The 18,958-nt window shown below is 42.3% G+C and carries 14 protein-coding genes; 7 read left to right on the top strand and 7 right to left on the bottom strand.

Annotated elements, in window-relative coordinates:
• Positions 1 to 18 precede the first annotated feature (18 nt).
• Together NG798_RS06690 and NG798_RS06695 are read right to left on the bottom strand one after the other, a co-directional pair.
• Positions 19 to 1,062 carry an anthranilate phosphoribosyltransferase family protein gene (locus NG798_RS06690; RefSeq protein ID WP_261221286.1) on the bottom strand — a complete coding sequence of 348 codons (1,044 nt, stop codon included), beginning with the start codon at positions 1,060 to 1,062 and terminating at the stop codon, positions 19 to 21.
• Between the two features lie 57 nt (positions 1,063 to 1,119).
• Positions 1,120 to 2,082, bottom strand: coding sequence for a LysR family transcriptional regulator (locus tag NG798_RS06695; protein ID WP_261221289.1), 963 nt, complete (start codon positions 2,080 to 2,082; stop codon positions 1,120 to 1,122).
• Between the two features lie 372 nt (positions 2,083 to 2,454).
• Between NG798_RS06695 and NG798_RS06700 the strand changes: the two genes are divergently transcribed.
• Entirely contained in the window at positions 2,455 to 3,399 is a 945-nt protein-coding gene (locus NG798_RS06700) for an ion transporter (RefSeq protein WP_261221290.1), read from the top strand.
• A gap of 41 nt (positions 3,400 to 3,440) precedes the next feature.
• On the opposite strand, the gene NG798_RS06705 is transcribed toward NG798_RS06700, so the two are convergent.
• The 3 genes from NG798_RS06705 to NG798_RS06715 are packed head-to-tail and all read right to left on the bottom strand — an operon-like array spanning position 3,441 to position 5,775.
• The gene (locus tag NG798_RS06705) at positions 3,441 to 4,184 is read right to left on the bottom strand and encodes an energy-coupling factor ABC transporter ATP-binding protein (RefSeq protein ID WP_261221292.1); all 744 of its coding nucleotides are present in this window, start codon (positions 4,182 to 4,184) and stop codon (positions 3,441 to 3,443) included.
• An 18-nt stretch (positions 4,185 to 4,202) separates the two neighbouring features.
• Entirely contained in the window at positions 4,203 to 4,859 is a 657-nt protein-coding gene (locus NG798_RS06710) for an energy-coupling factor transporter transmembrane protein EcfT (RefSeq protein ID WP_261221294.1), read from the bottom strand.
• Positions 4,852 to 5,775 carry an energy-coupling factor ABC transporter permease gene (locus tag NG798_RS06715; RefSeq protein WP_261221296.1) on the bottom strand — a complete coding sequence of 308 codons (924 nt, stop codon included), beginning with the start codon at positions 5,773 to 5,775 and terminating at the stop codon, positions 4,852 to 4,854. Before NG798_RS06715 ends, NG798_RS06710 begins: the two co-directional genes overlap by 8 nt.
• A 942-nt stretch (positions 5,776 to 6,717) precedes the next feature.
• Here NG798_RS06715 and NG798_RS06720 point away from each other — a divergent pair.
• The 5 genes from NG798_RS06720 (at position 6,718) to NG798_RS06740 (ending at position 11,687) form a co-directional block, all read left to right on the top strand.
• The gene (locus NG798_RS06720) at positions 6,718 to 7,707 is read left to right on the top strand and encodes a multicopper oxidase domain-containing protein (RefSeq protein WP_261221298.1); all 990 of its coding nucleotides are present in this window, start codon (positions 6,718 to 6,720) and stop codon (positions 7,705 to 7,707) included.
• Between the two features lie 279 nt (positions 7,708 to 7,986).
• Positions 7,987 to 9,018, top strand: coding sequence for a helix-hairpin-helix domain-containing protein (locus NG798_RS06725; protein ID WP_261221300.1), 1,032 nt, complete (start codon positions 7,987 to 7,989; stop codon positions 9,016 to 9,018).
• Positions 9,019 to 9,097: 79 nt separating this feature from the next.
• Positions 9,098 to 10,045 (top strand): FTR1 family protein, encoded by a 948-nt coding sequence (locus NG798_RS06730; RefSeq protein WP_261221302.1) that lies wholly within the window; start codon positions 9,098 to 9,100, stop codon positions 10,043 to 10,045.
• A 79-nt stretch (positions 10,046 to 10,124) separates the two neighbouring features.
• Positions 10,125 to 10,559 (top strand): bacterioferritin, encoded by a 435-nt coding sequence (locus tag NG798_RS06735; RefSeq protein ID WP_261221303.1) that lies wholly within the window; start codon positions 10,125 to 10,127, stop codon positions 10,557 to 10,559.
• A gap of 195 nt (positions 10,560 to 10,754) precedes the next feature.
• Positions 10,755 to 11,687 carry an FTR1 family protein gene (locus NG798_RS06740; RefSeq protein WP_261221305.1) on the top strand — a complete coding sequence of 311 codons (933 nt, stop codon included), beginning with the start codon at positions 10,755 to 10,757 and terminating at the stop codon, positions 11,685 to 11,687.
• A gap of 89 nt (positions 11,688 to 11,776) precedes the next feature.
• Here NG798_RS06740 and NG798_RS06745 read toward each other — a convergent pair whose 3' ends face one another.
• Positions 11,777 to 16,102 carry a response regulator gene (locus NG798_RS06745; RefSeq protein WP_261221306.1) on the bottom strand — a complete coding sequence of 1,442 codons (4,326 nt, stop codon included), beginning with the start codon at positions 16,100 to 16,102 and terminating at the stop codon, positions 11,777 to 11,779.
• 395 nt (positions 16,103 to 16,497) lie between these two features.
• Here NG798_RS06745 and NG798_RS06750 point away from each other — a divergent pair, with 395 nt between their 5' ends.
• Entirely contained in the window at positions 16,498 to 17,295 is a 798-nt protein-coding gene (locus NG798_RS06750; protein ID WP_261221307.1) for an MOSC domain-containing protein, read from the top strand.
• Positions 17,296 to 17,375: 80 nt separating this feature from the next.
• On the opposite strand, the gene NG798_RS06755 is transcribed toward NG798_RS06750, so the two are convergent.
• Positions 17,376 to 18,593, bottom strand: a complete 1,218-nt coding sequence (locus tag NG798_RS06755) for a DUF3747 domain-containing protein (RefSeq protein WP_261221308.1) — start codon at positions 18,591 to 18,593, stop codon at positions 17,376 to 17,378.
• Positions 18,594 to 18,958 lie beyond the last annotated feature (365 nt).

The following is an 18,958-nucleotide window of genomic DNA, read 5'->3' on the forward strand; positions in this document are numbered from 1 at the left end:
GCAATATTTTCTTTCTTTCTAATCACAAGCCGCTTTTATTTGTTCTAATTTTTCGGCAATTTCTCCTTTGATGAGCATTTGTTCTGCTTTGGCTAAACCGGCTTCTAAATCTGAACAAATCCCGCAATGCCATAAATAAAAGCCTCCGTTCCAAATGGCGGATTTTGTCATTTCTGTGGGTTTTCCTTGCAGGGTTGTTTGGATTTCTCTTATTAGTTCAAAAGTGGTTTCGCTTAGGGGAACATCTTTTCCGCCTAAGCCATATTCCCACGAGTGTAAGATGATGTGCTCAAAGCTTTTTTCAGGGTTTTGGGTGCCAATAATTGCGGCGCGATCTCTGGGTAGGTTTGGACTGCCTTCTAATCCTTTGACGGTTGTATAGGTGTTAAATCCTCGCAATTGGTGAGATATTTGAAACATCTTTTCGGTGGGAGGATGAACAAAGCCTGATATAATGTGAGAATCACCGGTATAGGGACACCAGATCAGTTCTAAGGTAGACAGGGGCGGACGTTTGCCGATTTGAGAACGGTAGGGAACGATTTGTTGGGCGAGGGGAAAATGGTTAGGTAGATATACAAAGCCGAGAAGGGTTTTTTCTAATATTTTTTGTATCTGGGGTATATCGTAGCGATTCCAGTGTACTCCTAGTCCTTGCCATATTTCGATGAGGGGGATGCCTTCTTTGGTGGGCATTCTGTCTCCGCCGTGCAGAATCACCGGCACTCCGGCGGCTGTTAAAATTAGGGCGGTGATGGGAAGGATGGGCGCATACCGGCTGTGTCCGTCGTAGGGGCTGCCGAAGACAACGACTTTTTGGGCAAGGTTGATCGGTTGGAGTTTTGGGCCGAGTTCATCGTAGGCGTCTAGCATTCCGGCGAGTTCTTCACCTGTGGGCCGTTTGATGCGGTGGGAGATTAAAAATGCACCAATTTGGGCGGGGGTTGCTTGGTGTAATAGCATCATTTCGGCGGCTTGAAAGGCTTCGCTTCGAGTTAAGTCTTTGTTGGTGTGGTTGCCGCTTCCTACTTTCTTCAGCAATTCTCTAAACGCATCACTCATTCTTGCAACTTTACCCTGTGTTTAAAATTTACAAATTTCCCCTATTTGATTAAACCATTAGGCGACTTGTGTGTGTGGGGAAAGCGAGGGGGAATTTTTGGTGGTAAGTTGGGTGAAGTAGGCGGGCATAAGTTCTTTGACGAGTTGATAAAACCGGCCTATGGGGGGAATTTGCAGACGATCTCGGCTTGTGACAACAACGACTTGTCTGCTGATGCCGGTGTCGTTTGTGGTTTCAATTTTGCGGATGGCGAGAGTGGGGTCAAGTTGAGCTTCGATGAGGGCGGTTTGGGGTAAGATGGCGATCAATTCGCCGCAGCGGACGACTCCCCGGAAGGCGTCTAGGGTGTTGAGTTCGAGGGCTGCTTGTAGTTTCATGCCGCGCCGGTCAAATTGATCTTGGACGAGGCGTTGCATTCCGTAGCCGTCTTTGAAGAGCACTTGTTGATACCGGCCTAATTCTGTCCAGGGTATAGTTTCGTATTGGGTGAGGGGATGATTGGCTGCCATTAAGACTTCGATGGGTTCGTTGTAAAGGCTTTCTACGATCAGATCGGGACTGGCGGTGAGAAAGCGGTTATTCATTACAATGGCGAGGTCTACGAGTCCGTCTTTAAGCACTTTCAGGGCACGATCACTTCCCAGGGAGGTAACGCGCAGTTGCACATCTGAGAAGTCTTTGGCAAATTGCAATAATACCGGCGGTAGGCTGTAGGCGCAAACTGAGTGGATGGCAGCTATGCAGAGTTCGGGTTGTTTGCCGGCCATGAGATCGGAAAGTTCTTGATGGGCGTTTTGCCATTCTGAGCAAATTTTTTTGGCGCGGGGTAGCAGCCGTTCGCCTCCTAGTGTGAGTTTAGCTTGGGCTGTGCGGTGAAACAGGGGCAGTCCTAGGTCGGCTTCTAGTCCTTGCACTTGCCGGCTGATGGTTGATTGGGTGACTCCGCATTTTCTAGCTGCTTGTTGAAAGCTGCCGGTTTCCGCGACTGCTAAGAAGGCTTGCAACTGCTCTAACCGCATGATGGTTTAGCCCCAAGATTGTGATGGATGACTTTTCCAACGAGGTTAGCCGGTCTGCTTTTGGCTTTCCGTACTATTTGATACACCTCGTCAAAGAAATATTAAGAAATTACTAAGAAAATACCATAGTTTTTTCTTTGACGGTAAATTTTTACGTTTTTGCTAATTTTGGCTGTTGTTCTGGGCTTTGGCATCCAGTTTTGTCGCCCAAGGGAGCCGAGCTTTAAATTTTCTATTATTTGTTGATTTAAGAACTCTGGGTTTTTAGTGGCATAATCATCATAAAAATGCTGAAAAAGCTAGTGTTCGGTGGATTACACCGGCATTTTTATTTTTAATTATTTTTATTAATTAAAAGGAGAATAAAGCCAGATGTATGAAGCTTTTAAACACCGAGTTTATGAAATCTTAGAAGTTTCTAATTCAGATGATTGGCTGCGCCGGTTGGATGATTACAGCGTAACAATTTTGGTAATTTTAGATGTGGCTGATTTTATTCTAAAAACTTTGCCAGCTATTTACAATACCTATCAATTTTCTTTGTTGCGTATAGAAAAAGTTGCTTTAATTTATTTCACCATTTTATATATTTTACAAATTTGGTCATGCACGGCTGATGTTCGCTATGCACATCCAATTAAAGGCAGGCTTAAATATGCAGTTACGCCTTTGGTTTTGATTGATTTGATGGCAATTTTGCCTTTTTACTTGATGGCAGTTTTTCCGCAAGTGGCTTTGATTGAGTCTTTGGAGGTGTTTCGTTTGTTGCGGTTGTTAAAGTTAATTCGCTATTCGGAATCTTTGCAAACAATTTTACGGGTGTTGGGAAATAAAAAGCAAGAGTTATTTATGACGTTTTTAGAGGTGTTGATTTTGCTGGTTTTTGCTTCAAGTTTGATGTATTTCGCGGAAAATAAGGCCCAACCTGAAGCTTTTCCGAGCATACCGGCGGCGATGTGGTGGGGTGTTGTAACGCTGACGACGGTGGGATATGGGGATATTTACCCTATTACGGCGATTGGTAAATTTTTTGGGGCTATGTTGGCTTTTATTGGGATTGGCTTATTTGCTTTGCCGGCGGGTATTATTGCATCGGGGTTTTCTGAAGAGGTGCAAAGAAAAAAGCAGCCAGAAAATCACAAATTATCGGCAGAAATAGAAGAAATAGGGGAATATATCGACCGTTCAGCAGAAGTGATGAAATTGTGTATTGAGGCGGCTAAAAATAAGTTTGGTGAGGATTTTGAGGATGAAGAAAAGGTTTTTGATCTGGCAAGTTTGCTTTATGAAGATGCGGTAAAAAAGTTTAATTTGTAGTGTTTGATGGAGTATTCCCAGCTTAAGCTGGGAGGTAGGTTTTAATAGTCCACCGGCAAGCCAAAACTTTCTAATAATTCGGCGTTTTCTAATAATTCATTTGCCGGCGCATCGGCTTGTATTTTTCCGTCGGTTAAGACTATTGCTCTTTGGGTAGTTTTGCGTATCCAATTGAGATCATGGGAAGCGATTAATAATACATCCACTGTGGCGTTTATTAACACCTTGGCTAAATGCCGGCGCCAACCGGGATCTAAACCATTTGTGGGTTCATCTAAGATTAAAATTGAGGGTTCTAAGGCTAAAATTGCGGCGAGGGCGGCTAGTCTTTTTTGGCCTCCAGAAAGTTCGTGTGCGGAACGATTTTCATAAGCTTCTAAACCAAATTCTGCGAGCAATTGACGGGCTTTATCTTTGGCTATGGCGGGGGGCACGCCGTAGTTGCGGGGGCCAAAGGTGATATCTTCAAGGATGGTGGGCATAAATAGCTGGTCATCTGCATCTTGAAAACAAAAACCTATCTGCCGGCGTATTTGGGCTAAGTTGGAGGTTTCAAGGCGAGTTCCTTGAATAAAAATTTGGCCTGATGAGGGTTGTTTTAAGCCTACTAAGTTGTCTAATAATGTGCTTTTTCCTGAGCCGGTTGGGCCAAGCAAGGCGAGGCGTTCCCCAGGCTGAATATTCAAAGAAATTCCCTGTAAGGTTGGTTTTTGGTTGGGATAGCTGAAGACCAGATTTTCAACTTGGATGGCTGGTTTTGATTGACCAAATATTGAAGAACTCAAGCGATATTTTCCCTGGATTTAGAATTTCAGATAGGAGCTTATCGTTATACTAGCAGCAATTAAGCTGAGGGCGATTAAGATGGCTCTTTCTTTGGGAGGAAATTTATCATCGCTGGGCAATTTTCCTTGATAGCCACGCAGCAGCATTGCATTATAAACGCGCTCGGATCGTTGTAAACTGCGTAGATAAAGCGCTCCAATCATTGATGCACTGGTATAGCGCAACCAACCTGCTGCACCCCCCAAACCTCGACACTGAGCGGCTCTCTGCATTTGGTTGACTTCTCCAAGCAGTATTTCGAGATATTGACCGGCTAAAAGTAAAGTTTCTTTGAAGGATGGATGTAGGGGTAAACCTTGCAAAGCTATTGCAAAACTATGGGGAGGTAAGGTTAATAGGAAGCTGTTCATGGTCAGCAAACAAACAAGGGAACGAACAAGCAAAAAACTAGCGCGTTCCCAACCTTGGGGAAACGCAATGAGGGTTAGTAAAATGATTTCGGAACCGAGTAATTTAAAAAGTGGTTTTACCGGCACGCGCAAGGCAATTGCCCAAGCGAGGGCGACACCGGCATAAACTGCTAACCATGACCAAGCGGGAGTTTTTAAACAAGCGGCTCCGATCACAACAATTAACGAGAGCCGTAGTTTAAAAGGAATAGAAAGATTAAGCATTATTTGGTTTGGTAAGCTTGGCTAATCCAAATGCTACACCAAAAGAAGCTGCACTGCCTACAAGGCCGGTGATGCTGGTACCAACGGGCCCCCATCCTTCAATACTGTAATCTGCAAAGGGTGTGGGAATGCTGACGCGGACGTTTTCTGCTAATTCTAAAAATCCTAAATTTTCGGCAACTTTTTCTAAACCATCGGGCCATGCAGAAGCAAATAAGGACAAAACACCGGCAATTAAACAAATGCTAACAATTGGGATTAACCATCCTTTAATTTCTGATTGTTCTCCGGGTAATAAATCGGGTCTTGCTGTTGCTAAATAAGTTAAAACTCCGCCGGTAATTATGCCTTCGCCAATGCCTATTAAGATATGTACTCCGCTCATTGCTGGTAAAACTAAATTGGCCGGTGCGGTTCCTGATAAAATTAATTGAATTCCACAACCAACTGCTGCTGCTACTACGCTAATTGCGGCTGCTATGCCGGCGGCTAAAGGCAGTCGGCGTTTACTACCTCCTAATAATCGTTGCAAAACTTGGGTGAGAATCCACCCTGTCCAAACTCCTATGATTCCAATATTAAAAATGTTTGCTCCCAAAGCTGTAATTCCTCCATCAGCAAATAAAATTGCTTGAATAATTAAGACCGTTGCAATACAAAGCGTGCCGGCCCAAGGACTGCCTAATATAATCGCGGCTAAGGTGCCTCCTAAAAGGTGTCCGCTGGTGCCACCGGCAACGGGAAAATTAACCATTTGCGCGGCAAAAATAAAGGCGGTTGTTAAACCCAAAAGTGGCGCTTGTTTTATTCCATAAGCGTCACGAGCTTTGTTGAGTGCCACTGACACCACGCCAGCAGTGACGAGTCCGGTTGCCACTGCCACCGGCAGAGAAACAAATCCATCGGGAATGTGCATTTAGTGTCCTCCCTGAAATGTAATGAGTCTTTTGTTAGAAAAGCAGACTTACTATCAATTTTACAATCCCTATCTGGGGGGATTTACCCACTTACCCTTTTGTCCCGATTAGATTTTAAGTTTTAGATTTTTATTGATTATTTCCCTGCTTGGCTTTCAGTGATTGGGATTCTGCTTTTTGAAAAAAGGTGTAAGGCCAGCAAAAAAATTAATTTTTATTTCATAAGTTCATATAATTTATTGTTACTCAATGCTTTTCAATATCTTGGTAACAAAAATGCTTTTAATGAAAGTAAATATCAATAATGATGATGAGTTTGAAAGGTTGGATAAGATTTTTTTTTGAGATTTCGGGCCGGTGTCAAAAAGTCTTAGAAACTTAAATACGTTTACCTGTATAAGTTAGAGCGCTTGGCCAATCCCCCTTTCGGCCTCTCTCTGGCAGGTTTTGTAAATAAATGTTACAAATATATTGCAAATTTTTGACAATATATCTATTGTGACTAAATGAAAACAAATGCCAAAAAAAATCTCTACAGTGGTACTGAAAGAGCAAATTTGCCAACAAAAGCGGTTTCAACATAAAAGGACAAAATCACCCTTATTTTCTGCTAAAAGTTTCGTTATGGCCCGAAATTATTTCATTTCCACCGCTTAAGTCAGCCAAACAACGGCAAAAAAAGTTAGGTAAAATAAGGGCCAGCTTTTAGATATGGTTGGTTAATTTCCTGTAAAATTTACCCTTTTTGGCTTCTTAGAAATTGGAAACTAGAAACGGTGCTTGATGCCAAGAGCGAGCATTTTTAATAAAGTTAAGCAACCAAAATGATAAACTAACTTAAAACGTCCGGTAGGCTCGGCCCACCTAACTGAAAAGAAACTCAAAAATATCTTTGATTTATCACACAAAAACCTTACATTCGTGCTTTTTAAACTCAAACAATGTCTAGTCAACCGCTGTTTTTAAACCGTCGTACACTCCTGCAAATGGGCCTTGCCGGCCTCGGTGTTGCGGGGGCTGCCATTGCCTTACCACAGGTATTGAAAAAACCAAAATTTACCGCTGCAAAAATCCCAGATTTTTCGCCAAATGAAGCCCAAAGCACAGGCAATGATTTTAATCCAATGGCGGTTTTACGAGACTTTGATTATGGCACCGTTAAAAAAGAAAACGGGCGAATTATTCGGGAATATCGCCTGGTGGCAAATACAACGGAAATTAAGCTAAATAACGCCGTTACATTTAACAGTTGGAATGTTAATAAGCGGGTTCCGGGGCCAACTTTGCGAGCCACAGAAGGTGATCGTCTTCGTATTATCTTTCTCAACCAGGCCGGTCATCCTCACTCCCTGCATTTTCATGGCATCCACCCTTCAGAAATGGATGGGGTAAAACCGATCCGTCACGACACAGCTACCATCTATGAATTTGATGCAGAACCATTTGGGGTTCACCTCTATCATTGCCACATTGAGCCGGTGACTCGTCATATTAATAAAGGGTTGTATGGAATGTTTATTATAGACCCCCCAAAACCCCGCCCGCCGGCTGATGAAATGGTCTTGATTATGGCTGGATATGATGTCAATGATGATGGCAAAAATGAGCTTTATGCTTTTAATGGATTGCCCGATTATTATATGCACCACCCCATCAAAATTTATCAAAATCAGCTTATTCGTGCCTATGTGTTGAATATGATTGAATTTGAAGCCGCAGCAACATTTCACCTTCATGCGAATATGTTTCAAGTGTACCCAACGGGTCGCACTTTAACCCCCACTCAAGAAACCGATGTGATAACGATGGGAACGGCTGAGCGTCATATCTTAGAATTTAGTTTCCGCTATCCGGGCCGGTATATGTTTCACCCCCATCAAGACAACATTGCAGAAAACGGCTGCATGGGTAACTTTGATGTCATTGTTTAAAATTTTTGATAATTTGTAGCAATAACCTTGACAATCTTTAGCAGTAGAGAGAGAATAGGGAGTCTCTAATTCTCATAAAAGCCAAGCTTGCAAACGGGACAGTTACTTTAAATCGCTTGCCGCTACCTCCAGGTCAGGTAAGTAAATTGCCTGAGTTAATCGATTTGTCTAAAGCAATTTTGTCGCAGTGCGAGAGATTAACGAGCAAATTTTAAAAGGCTTAAAAACCTCTAATTCTGAGATAATTTACTCAAAAAACGGTCACATAGGAAAGTAATTATGGTGTTTTCTTTTCGTCTTAAATCTTTAATTTTTGCCAGTGCCGCTTTAATGCTGATGGCCGGTTGTAACACCAATTCTGCCAACAACAACACTGCCACAAACCCCAACAGCAACGCCACCCCCACTGCCACATCCAACACAGCCTCAAATGAGCATGGCGGCAGCCACAACAACGGCAAAAAAATTAATATCAACAGCGCCATTTTGTCAGAACTAGACAAACTCGAAGCCAAACTGGGAGTACCGGCCCTCTCAAACAAAATTCAAGGCAGCCGGCCCTATGCAAACACAGAAGAATTAGTCAGCAAGAAAGTCATCACCCAAGAGCAATTTGACCAAATTAAAGACATGGTAACGGTCGAAGATATCACCCTCACAGGTGAAGCCAAAGACATTGATTATATGACAAAACTCGGCTTAATGAAAGGTCATTTAATAGTCGCCAAAGAACTGTTAGATCAACAGAAACCAGATCAAGCTGAACCCCACATCGGCCACCCCGTTGAAGAAATATATATCGATGTAGAAGAACAACTGCAAGAACGCAACGTTAAAGAATTCAAATCTTCTTTAATCAACCTGCAAAACCTAGTAAAAGCCAACGGGAAAAGCGAAAAAATTAAACCAGAATTTGAAGCGTCAATGCAAGCCATTGATAGCGCGATTCAAGGCTTACCAGAACAACAACGCAACGATCCTAAATTTGTGCTGCAAGTAATTAATGAATTACTCGATGCAGCCAATTCGGAATATGGTTCTGCCATCGCCAGCGGCAAAATTTCTGCGGCCATTGAGTATCAAGATTCTCGCGGGTTTGTTATCTATGCCAACAGCCTTTATAAAACCATTTCTCAGCAAATGGAAAAACAACATCCCCAAGCACATAAAGCCATTGAAAAAAGCATGGCCGACCTAACAAAAGCGTGGCCGAAAGCCATTCCCCCAGCGGCGCCGGTGATGACTCCTGAGCAAGTTTCCAAACTTGTAAAAACCATCGAGGATAACAGCCAAAAAGTCATTAAATCCTAGAATTTATGCTAGGCTTTGCCCACCGGCTTAATTGTTGGTAGGCAAAGCCCAAAGCTATAACAATTAATCACTAAAAATAATGGATTTCACATCTGCTTTACCGACTTTTGTAATCACCCTCCGTGAAGGCGTAGAAGCTGCCTTAGTTGTGGGAATTGTCCTTGCTTGTTTGAAAAAAGCAAAACAAAGTCATCTCGCACCTTGGGTGTATGCCGGCGTGATTGTTGGCCTAATTGTCAGCGCTTTTATTGGTGTATTGTTTGGGGCATTATTGCAAGCTTTAAGTAAGTCTAATAATCCTTTTGCACCCGTAATAGAATTTTTATTAGAAGCCGGCTTTAGCGTTTTAGCAATTGTAATGTTAAGCTGGATGCTGATTTGGATGACTCAGCAAGCCCGATTTATGAAAATGCAAGTTGAAGGCGCTGTGAATAACGCCTTAAATCAGGATAAAAAGGGGGCTGGGTGGGGTATTTTTAGCTTAATTTTAATTGCAGTTGTCCGCGAAGGATTTGAAACGGTTTTATTTATTGTAGCAAAATTTCAACAAGGCTTAATTCCGGCTTTAGGTTCGCTTTTTGGGTTAGGAGTAGCCGCAAGTATTGGCGTTTTATTGTTTAAATGGGGTGTCAAAATTAACATCCGCTTATTTTTTCAATCTATGGGAATTTTGCTATTGTTAATTGTCGCCGGATTGGTGGTTTCAGCCTTGGGGCTTTTTGATACGGCGATTAATACTTTAGCTCAGATGGATCGGCAGTCACAATCGCTTTGTGTTTATTACGAACATTTCGCAAAAGTTCACTCTTGCATCCTTGGCCCGCTGGTGTGGAATACAACGAAATTTTTACCCGAAGATAAGTTTCCGGGGTTGTTGTTGAATGCGCTTTTTGGCTACACGGATAAGCTTTATGTTGTCCAAGCCGTCGGGTATTTGCTGTTTTTATTCACCATTGGCGCAATTTATTTTCAAAGCCTTGCTGGCCGGGTTTTCTTCCCCATCAAAAATGCCCCACCGGCCAAATAAGCTCTTTTTGTTACACACCACCAACCCAAAAAGAAGCATAATAGAATAAACACAAATCACAATGGATCTTTGAGCCAGAATGAAAGACCTCGATTTACAAAAAACAATTGGCCTGCTGAATAGCATCATGGAATTTGAACTGGCCGGTGTCGTCCGCTACACACATTATTCTCTGATGGTAACGGGGCCCAATCGTATCCCCATTGTCAATTTTTTTAAAATGCAAGCCACAGAATCTCTCTTACACGCGCAGCAAGTAGGCGAAATTCTCACCGGCTTAGAAGGTCATCCTAGCCAAAAAATTTCACCAATTGAAGAAACTTACAAACACTCCGTCCGCGACATTCTCGAAGAAAGTCTTAACCACGAAAAAAAAGCCCTCGAACTTTATAAAGACTTGCTTGATGTTGTCGAAGATGCCAGCGTTTATTTAGAAGAATTTGCCCGCACACAAATCGGTCAAGAAGAACTGCACAACATCGAAATTAGAAAAATGTTGCGCGACTTCAGTTAAGTTAGGAATGGGGGTTTGGGGAAATCTACCCCCATCCACACCCATCACAGGCAGAACTTTTTTACCAGTGGGGAGGAAAGGAAGACTTGGAACGGGGAAACCAGAAAAGAAAACTACTCTCAAAACTTCAAAAAATTAAGCGATAATAAAAGCAATTTCTCATTCCTAATTTCTAATTATCAGCCCCCAATTCCTATGGATTTCACCTCTGCTTTACCCACATTTGCAATTGCTCTACGAGAAGGAGTAGAAGCCGCCCTTGTGGTCGGAATTGTCCTAGCTTGCCTTAAAAAAGCCAATGCCAGCCGGCTTAATAATTGGGTGTACACGGGCATATTTGCAGGCATTGCAGCTAGTGTAATTGTTGGTTTAATTTTTAGCTGGTTAATGCAAATTCTCAGCCATTCAAATCAATTTTATGCCCCCCTCATTAAACCCTTACTTGCCGCAAGTTTAAGCGTGGTGGCAATCGGAATGTTAAGCTGGATGTTAATTTGGATGACTCAGCAAGCCAAAACCCTTAAAACAGAAATCGAAGGCGCAGTCAGTGCTGCTCTTTCGGACTCAAAAATGGCTGCTGGCTGGGGAGTTTTCACCTTAATTTTTATTGCTGTTTTGCGAGAAGGATTTGAAACGGTTTTATTTATTTTTGCCCGCTTTCAGCAAGGGTTAGTCCCAGCTTTTGGAGCATTTGCCGGCATTTTTGTGGCTGCCATCATCGGCGCATTGTTGTTTAAATGGGGAGTGAAAATAAACTTGCGGTTGTTCTTTCAAATCATGGGCATTTTTTTATTATTAATTGTATCGGGTTTAGTTGTTTCTGCCCTTAAAAATTTCGACCTGGCCGCCGCTACTTTCTCTCAACTTAACCCCGATAGCAGCCTTTGTTTTTCCCGGAATTCTTGCATTTTGGGGCCGAAAGTTTGGGATGCAACCGGCTTTTTACCTGATAACGAATTTCCGGGGGTTATCCTCAAAGCTTTGTTTGGCTACCGATCAAAACTTTATCTTCTTCAGTTCATAGCCTATTTCAGCTTTTTAGCAACCGCAGGAAGCATCTATTTTAAAAGTCTCAGCAATCCATCATTAACTGCCAAAACAACCCTCACTAAGGAAACTTCATCATAACCGTTTGTAGGGGTAGTCGCTGCGTGGCTACCCCTTAAACCCTTCACTACCGCGTAAATTCATCCCTAACCTGTCAATAGAACCCTTAACTATCCCAAATCCCCCACGAAATCCATAATTTTTTGAAACTCAAAATCATTCGCTAACGCCGTGAGAAAATTTGCCAAATCTAACTTATCGGCTGGAATTTGTTTAATTAGGTAAAAAATTGCATCATCGCTGCATTGACAAGCATGAATGTATAACTTTTTCAGCCAATCTGCCGGCATTTCCAATAACTGAGATTTTAAATCAGCATCACTGACAGTCTTTTGAAAATTGACATCTTTATCCGATGGCTTTTCCTCAGCAAAAACATAATCAGCTTGCAAATATTGGCTGATTTTTTCTAGCACAGCTTCTTGACGAAAAGGCTTGCAAATAAAATCATCACAACCGGCCCCCAAAACCACTTGCCGATCTTCTTCAAAAGCACTAGCAGTCAGCGCAATAATAACGGGTTGTTCTGATTCAGAATAAGCTTTAATTTGTTTAGTTGCCTCATAACCATCCATGATCGGCATTCGCATATCCATAAAGATCAAATGCGGCTGCCAACTCAACCAAATTTTGACAGCTTCAGCGCCATTTTCAGCCTCTTTCACAACAAAACCAATTGAAGTTAAAAGTTTACTTAAAACCAGCCTACTTTCAGGCTGATCATCCACAACTAAAATTTTATATTCCGGTTGATTGGGAACTAAACTTAAAACTTGACGCATCGGTTTTTTTGTTGTAATGTCCCTGGCTTGGGCCGGTTCAAAGGGGATATCAAAACTAAATAAACTTCCCTCTCCTAGCTTACTTTTGACCTGGATCGCACCGCCCATCAATTGCACAAATTTTTGGCTAATTGACAAACCTAAACCAGTACCTTGTTGTGATTTTCTGCCGCTTTCAGTTTGCCCAAATGCCTCAAAAAGCAAATTCATTTCTTCTGGAGCAATACCTGGGCCGGTGTCTTCTATTTCAAAAATCAGCGAAGGGAGAACTGCTTTTAACCGCAAAATAACTCGACCCTTTTGGGTAAACTTAAGAGCATTTCCCAAAATATTTATCAAAATTTGGCGCAGTTTTCCCCCATCCGTTCGCACATAACGAGGAACTTCAGCGCCTATTTCAAAACTCAACTCTAAACCTTTAGATTGGGCTTTTAAAGCCAGCATTTTTTCCAAGGTATCAACAAGATTAATTAAATCCAAATCTTCCTTGTTTAGCGAAAGTTGACCGGCTTCAATTTTCGACATTTCCAAAATATCGTTAATTAACTCCAGCAAGTGCTCACCGGCCCGATTAATAATCCCTAAATTTTCCTGTTGTTGCCGGTTGAGAGAAGCATCGCGGCTCATCACCTGCGTGAATCCCAAAATCGCATTAAGCGGCGTTCTTAGCTCGTGGCTCATATTAGCCAAAAATTCACTTTTTGCCTGATTAGCAGCATCCGCAGCGCAAACAGCTTGTTGCAAAGCCGCTTTTTGAAGTTGGGTTTGTGCCAGCAACTCTGCTTGCTGCAAAGCCACACCTAACTGAGCACCAATTTGAACAGCAATATTAATTTCTGTTTCGCTCCAATTGCGAGCACCAGAATTTTGATAACTTGCTAACAAACCCCAAAGTTTATCACCGCAAAAAATCGGCACGGTAATATAAGAGCGCGCTTGCAACTGCTCCAAAATCTGAATATAACACGATTGAAAATTAGCTTGATAGATATCACTTACGACCAAATAACTCGAAGGATTATAAGCACCGCCTTTTGTTTGTTGCAAATAACTATCCGTCAGAGAAAAGCCCGAACTTTGTAAAAAAATTACCCCACAATCATCCCCAGCAATAGGGGTTTCAGAAAGAGCCTCATCATTTTGTTTTATATTGAGCAAAGAAACCCAGTCATTCGCCACAGACTCAGCAACAATTCGCCCGCTCCAATCTTCATTAAAGCGATAAACAAGCACCCGATCACAATTTAAAACTCGCCGCAATTCATTGGAAGTCGCGCTGAAAATAATTTCAATATCTAGCGTTTGGCGCATCCGTTGAATCACTAAAGTTAGCGCCCTTTCTCGCTCCGCACTTTCTCGCAATACTCGCTCTGCTTGTTTGCGTTCTGTAATATCTTGATGGGTGCCAGCCATCCGCAAAGCAACTCCCTGCGAATCTCGATCAAAAACTTTACCCCGATTTAAAATCCACTTCCACAAACCCAGCTTAGTTTGCATCCGATATTCAGCTTCATAGGTAGAGCTTTTGCCATCAAAATAATCCTCTAAAATTTCTTTGACTTTTGGTAAATCTTCCGCATGAATTAACCTCCACAATGCGTCTATATGATCTTCAATTTCTTCGGGTTCATAGCCCAGCATTTTTTTCCACTGAACATCAAAAAAAGTTTTGCCGGTTTGGATATTCCAATCCCACAATCCTAACGCACTGCCTTCTAAAGCAAGCTGCAAGCGTTGTTGACTTTCTTTTAGTGCCGCTTCTGCTTGTTTGCGATGGATCAGCGAACCCAATTGCGCCGCCACCGCATTTACCAACTCCAATAAACGCGAGTCTGGCAGACTTTTTACAGCTTGGAAAAACACCAAAACTGCCACCACTTGCTCATTCGCAATAATTGGCACCCCAAAGCCAGTTTTTAACGAAATATCGTCAGCAATTTTGCTTTGTAAAAAGACCGAAACTTCGCTTTTAGAAAAATCTTGTATCCATTCAGATTGTTGCGATAACCAAATCCGATTTGCTAACGCTTCATTCGCCGCCAGTTTCCCCCCTTCGCTTTGTTCAGAAAACACCTCAAAATCACTTCCATCCCCATACCATCCCGAACTATATTCTAAAACTTTACCATCCGCCGCCGGCACCCAAGCCTCCCCCACATCCCAACCAATTGCCCCGCCAATTAAGCGTAAAATAACCGCCAAAGCATCCTTGACACTGCCGGCTCGTCCAATCGCTTGTGTTGTTGTTAATAATAAACGCATTTCTCGATCTACTCGTTTGCGTTCTGTAATATCTCTTAAAGAAGCTAAATAAGCATTGACACCTTCCCAACCAATCTCTACCACGCGCATTTCTGCCGCAATCATTCCCCGCTCTGGATGCTGTATTTCTACTTCAATTGCTTCGTTAACCAAAATCGGTAAACCCAAATTTTTACCCAGCAATTCTATAGAACTTTTACCAAATAAAACTTCACCCGCCGCATTGACAAATCTCACCACTCCAGCCGCATCTACGACAATTAAACTGTCTGCATTTGTAGCAATGATGGTGCTTAAACGTTTTTGGCTATTCAGCAGTTCGGCGGCAAGTTGTTGGCGTTCCTTAATTTCTTGCTGGAGTTGCAAATTTTGCCGGTCTAATTTGTTGCGTGCTTCTTTTTCTTGTTCCAGCAAATTTGCCTGAGCAATGGCAATTCCCAACTGTTGAGCAATCGCTTCTATAAGTTCTATTTCTTCGTCTGTCCACTTTCTCAAACTATCGCATTGTTGCAAGCTGATAACGCCATTTGGTTGCTCTTGATACGAAGTGCGAACTGCCAACATCGATTTAATTTTATATTTGCGGACTATCGGCTGATAGTTTGATAAAAGCAAGTCGCTTTTGACATTTTCTGTTGCTCTGGCTTTATCAATTAATAACAATTTATTCGCATAAGCATTCGCACTGGGAGAAATATTTAAATTTCTTAAAGACTCATAACCCTTCGTTAAATATTCACTCGCTACTCGCAATTCTCCAAAAGGTTTGGGGCTGTAAGTATAAATTACACAGCGGTTCACCCCTAACGCTTGCCCAATTTGTTTTGCAGCCGTTTCAAAGATTTTTTTTGAGTCAATTTCCGAGCGAATCTTATCAGTCAAATATCGAATAAACTCACTACAATAAAATTGCCTCTGTAACATTGTTTCAAGTTGCTGTCGCTTCTCAATTTCTAGTAGAAGTTGTGCATTTTGCTCTTGCAACTTTTTAGAAAGGCGACCGATGCTTAATTGATTTTCTATTCGCGCTAAAACTTCCGCACTTTGATAGGGTTTTGTAATATAATCATTCGCCCCACTATTAAAAGCCTTAACTTTATCAATAGCCTCATTTTTTGCACTTAAAAAAATCACAGGTATATGGCGGGTTTCCTCGCCTGCTTTTAGATATTCGCAAATTTCATAGCCATCCATATCAGGCATTAAAACATCGAGCAAAATCAAGTCTGGGGGATTCAACCGCACAGACTCTAAAGCCTTTTTGCCGTTCCCTGCTACTTCGACGTGATAGCCGTGCAGCGATAAAATCTCTGTTAAAAGATATAAATTTAAGGGAGTATCGTCAACGGCTAAAATATTCCCTTTCGATGCAGTCTCTTGATCCGGCTTCATGGGTTATAATTTTTTGCTTGTTAATTGGCTTTTAATGGCTTTGGCAACTTAAAACTTAGTTTATAAACAAATTCCCTATCCCATACCAACTCATTTTACTTGCAATTACCCTCTTTTAACAGCATCGCTCTCTAATTTTCTCCTAGGTTACTTCCTGCAAGGGGCAACCAAATTTACTTTATGTTATCGGTTTACCTTTGTTTGATAGGGTTTTGCCAGCTTTCTCTTTCTTTTGCCAAATTTTTATTCTAAAAAGCTCTTTCCACCGGCCCAAGCTAACTCCAACTTTCCCAACCCTTTAATTATACATAAAAACTTAACCTTTCCAAAGTAAATCATTTTAAAAATATGTCTGATGATACAATAAAAAATCTCTCCCAAAATATTACATAAAAATGACCTCAGCAACCGTCCAACAAATTTTTACCTATCCCATCAAGGGTTTAACTCCCCATCCCACCGAAAAAGTTATCTTGAAAATCCAACATGGGATCACAGGAGATCGCGCTTTTGCCTTGATGTATGCAGAAGACGGAACTCAGCCCCCAGAAATAATACCTTGGATGTCTAAAGGCAACTTTGCCATGCAAAATGACTGGCCTGGACTTGCCGCTTTAGAGTGTTATTATGACCACCAAACAGGCAATTTAACGGTCAAACATAACGGTGTTTTACTTCTCAAAAGCGAAACTTTTACCCAAGCCGGACGAAATTTAATCAGCGCATTTTTCACCGGCTATTTAGCATCCTTAACCCCCACCGACACCGCAAGGCATCCCCAAAAAGCTCCCCTCTATTTAGTAGGAAATACCAACGGAGAAAGCCGCTACCCCGACCGCGAACCAGTGCATATTTCCCTAGTCAGCCAAGCAACTTTAGACACCATTAGCCAAGCTACAAATCATCCCGCCGATGTCCGCCGGTTTCGTCCTAATTTTGTAATTCAAGGCGTTTCTGCTTGGGAAGAATTTAACTGGATCGGGCAACAATTTCAATTAGGAACAGCAACAATATCCGTTACTGCTCGTATTGGCCGGTGTGTAAATATTGAAGTCAACCCCGAAACCGGCATCCGCGATATTCCCCTCTTTTCCCTATTACCAAAAAAATTTGGCCACGCCCAAACCGGCGTTTTAGCCACAGTTATTAACAGCGGTTCTGTAGCTATTGGCGATTCACTTATTCCAGCCTAATACAAAATTTAAAATCAAAAAAACCCGGTATCTTTAAAAGACCGGGTTTTAAAAACCTTCAACCTCAAATCGCTGAGATATTACTTATCAGTTTTCACACAATTAAGCATCCGCAAAGTAGCCGCCGCCGCATAATTTCTGCGAGTCTCCGTATTCGGATAAAAAGCACTACCCGTTTCATTAAAAGCAGAAGCCACATTGCAATAACCAGACATCCGAGAAATCGTATCCGCAGCCCAATGTCCTGTCGTATCATTGAAAACTTTTGCTTGTTGTTTAGGCGTCAAAGTAGCCGGCAACCCGCGCATTGTTTTACCCTTTTCTGCTGCACGACGCAACACCGCAATCATTTCCGCCCGCGTTACCGTTTGGCTCGGACGAAATGTGCCATCCCCATAGCCGCTAATAATATTATTATCCCGCGCCCATTGAATTTTTGCAGCACTCCACCGGCTTGTTTCCACATCTGGATAAGGACGAGCAGAAACTACTGTGGGGAAACTAACATTTACATTCGGTATCTTAGCCAAAGACTCCACCACCATCGAAACCAATTGCTCACGAGTCAGCGTTTCTTGGGGACGGAAAGTATTATCTTTAAACCCAGCTACAAACCCCGCTGTAACCGCTTGATCAATCTCCGAGGCATACACATCATTTCGGATATCTGCAAACAACGTTCCGCCCGTATTTCCACCCGTATTGCCGCCCGTATTTCCCCCAGTATTACCACCAGGAACGCCACCCAAAACAGTATCGCTGGTAAAATAAACGTGACCTAAAGTTTTATCTTGATAAGTACGTTTTGTTAGCCGCCAACCAGGATTAAGAACCACCTTTGAAAAAGTATTAGAAACCCCAAAAGTGCGACCAATTGTTACCGTAGGGCCATTCGGATCTTTAGCCGGAACACCCACCAAAAGCACATCATTTCCTTCTGGAACTAAACGCAAAGTGTACTGCCAGCCTAAATCTTGATCCGCCATGCGAATAGAATAGCCATTACTATCTACACTGCGGCCACAAATGCCGGTGAAATCAAAATTCAGCAAAAGCGGTTCAACAGTAGCCGGTTGAGCACCACTTTCACTCCAGCAAGCTCTTTGCGTTGAAACTTGCTCAAAAACCAGCAACTTATAAAGATTATTTGGCAGCGGTTGCGCCACGACAATAAATTTATTTTGCTCAACTTCTTTCTTACCAAATAAAACCTGAGCATTGATAGGGCTAAAAGCAGCCAGTGTCGAAAGTGCTGCGGTAGCAAAAGCAACAACTTTAACCCCAAGATTAGTTTTCATGCCATTTACCTCTTTATCTTAAATAATTGACTGTAGTAATAACGAGAGCGGTTCCTCTGCTATGTTTTTATTGTCGCTACAGTCTCTTTAATTTTTAAGAGAATACGGTATAGTTTCCCAACTGTCTAGCCGGTTCTCACCCACACCTGACGAATGGGGTTTGCATTTTCTCCCCATCCTGTTGCGGTTCCCCAACTGTCCACTGGGTAGAGATGTTCCCTCGGAACGTCTACCCACCAGCAACCCCAACCCCAAAAAAATCTATCGTTTACGCCGGCCTAAATCCATCACAACCCCCCCAAACCCAAACCATGAGGGGATTATTTTAGATCAGCCTCCTTCCCCCCCATAAATAAAATCCAGCA

Origin of the sequence: Ancylothrix sp. D3o, from assembly GCF_025370775.1 — a bacterium.
Classification (GTDB): Bacteria; Cyanobacteriota; Cyanobacteriia; order Cyanobacteriales; family Oscillatoriaceae; genus Ancylothrix.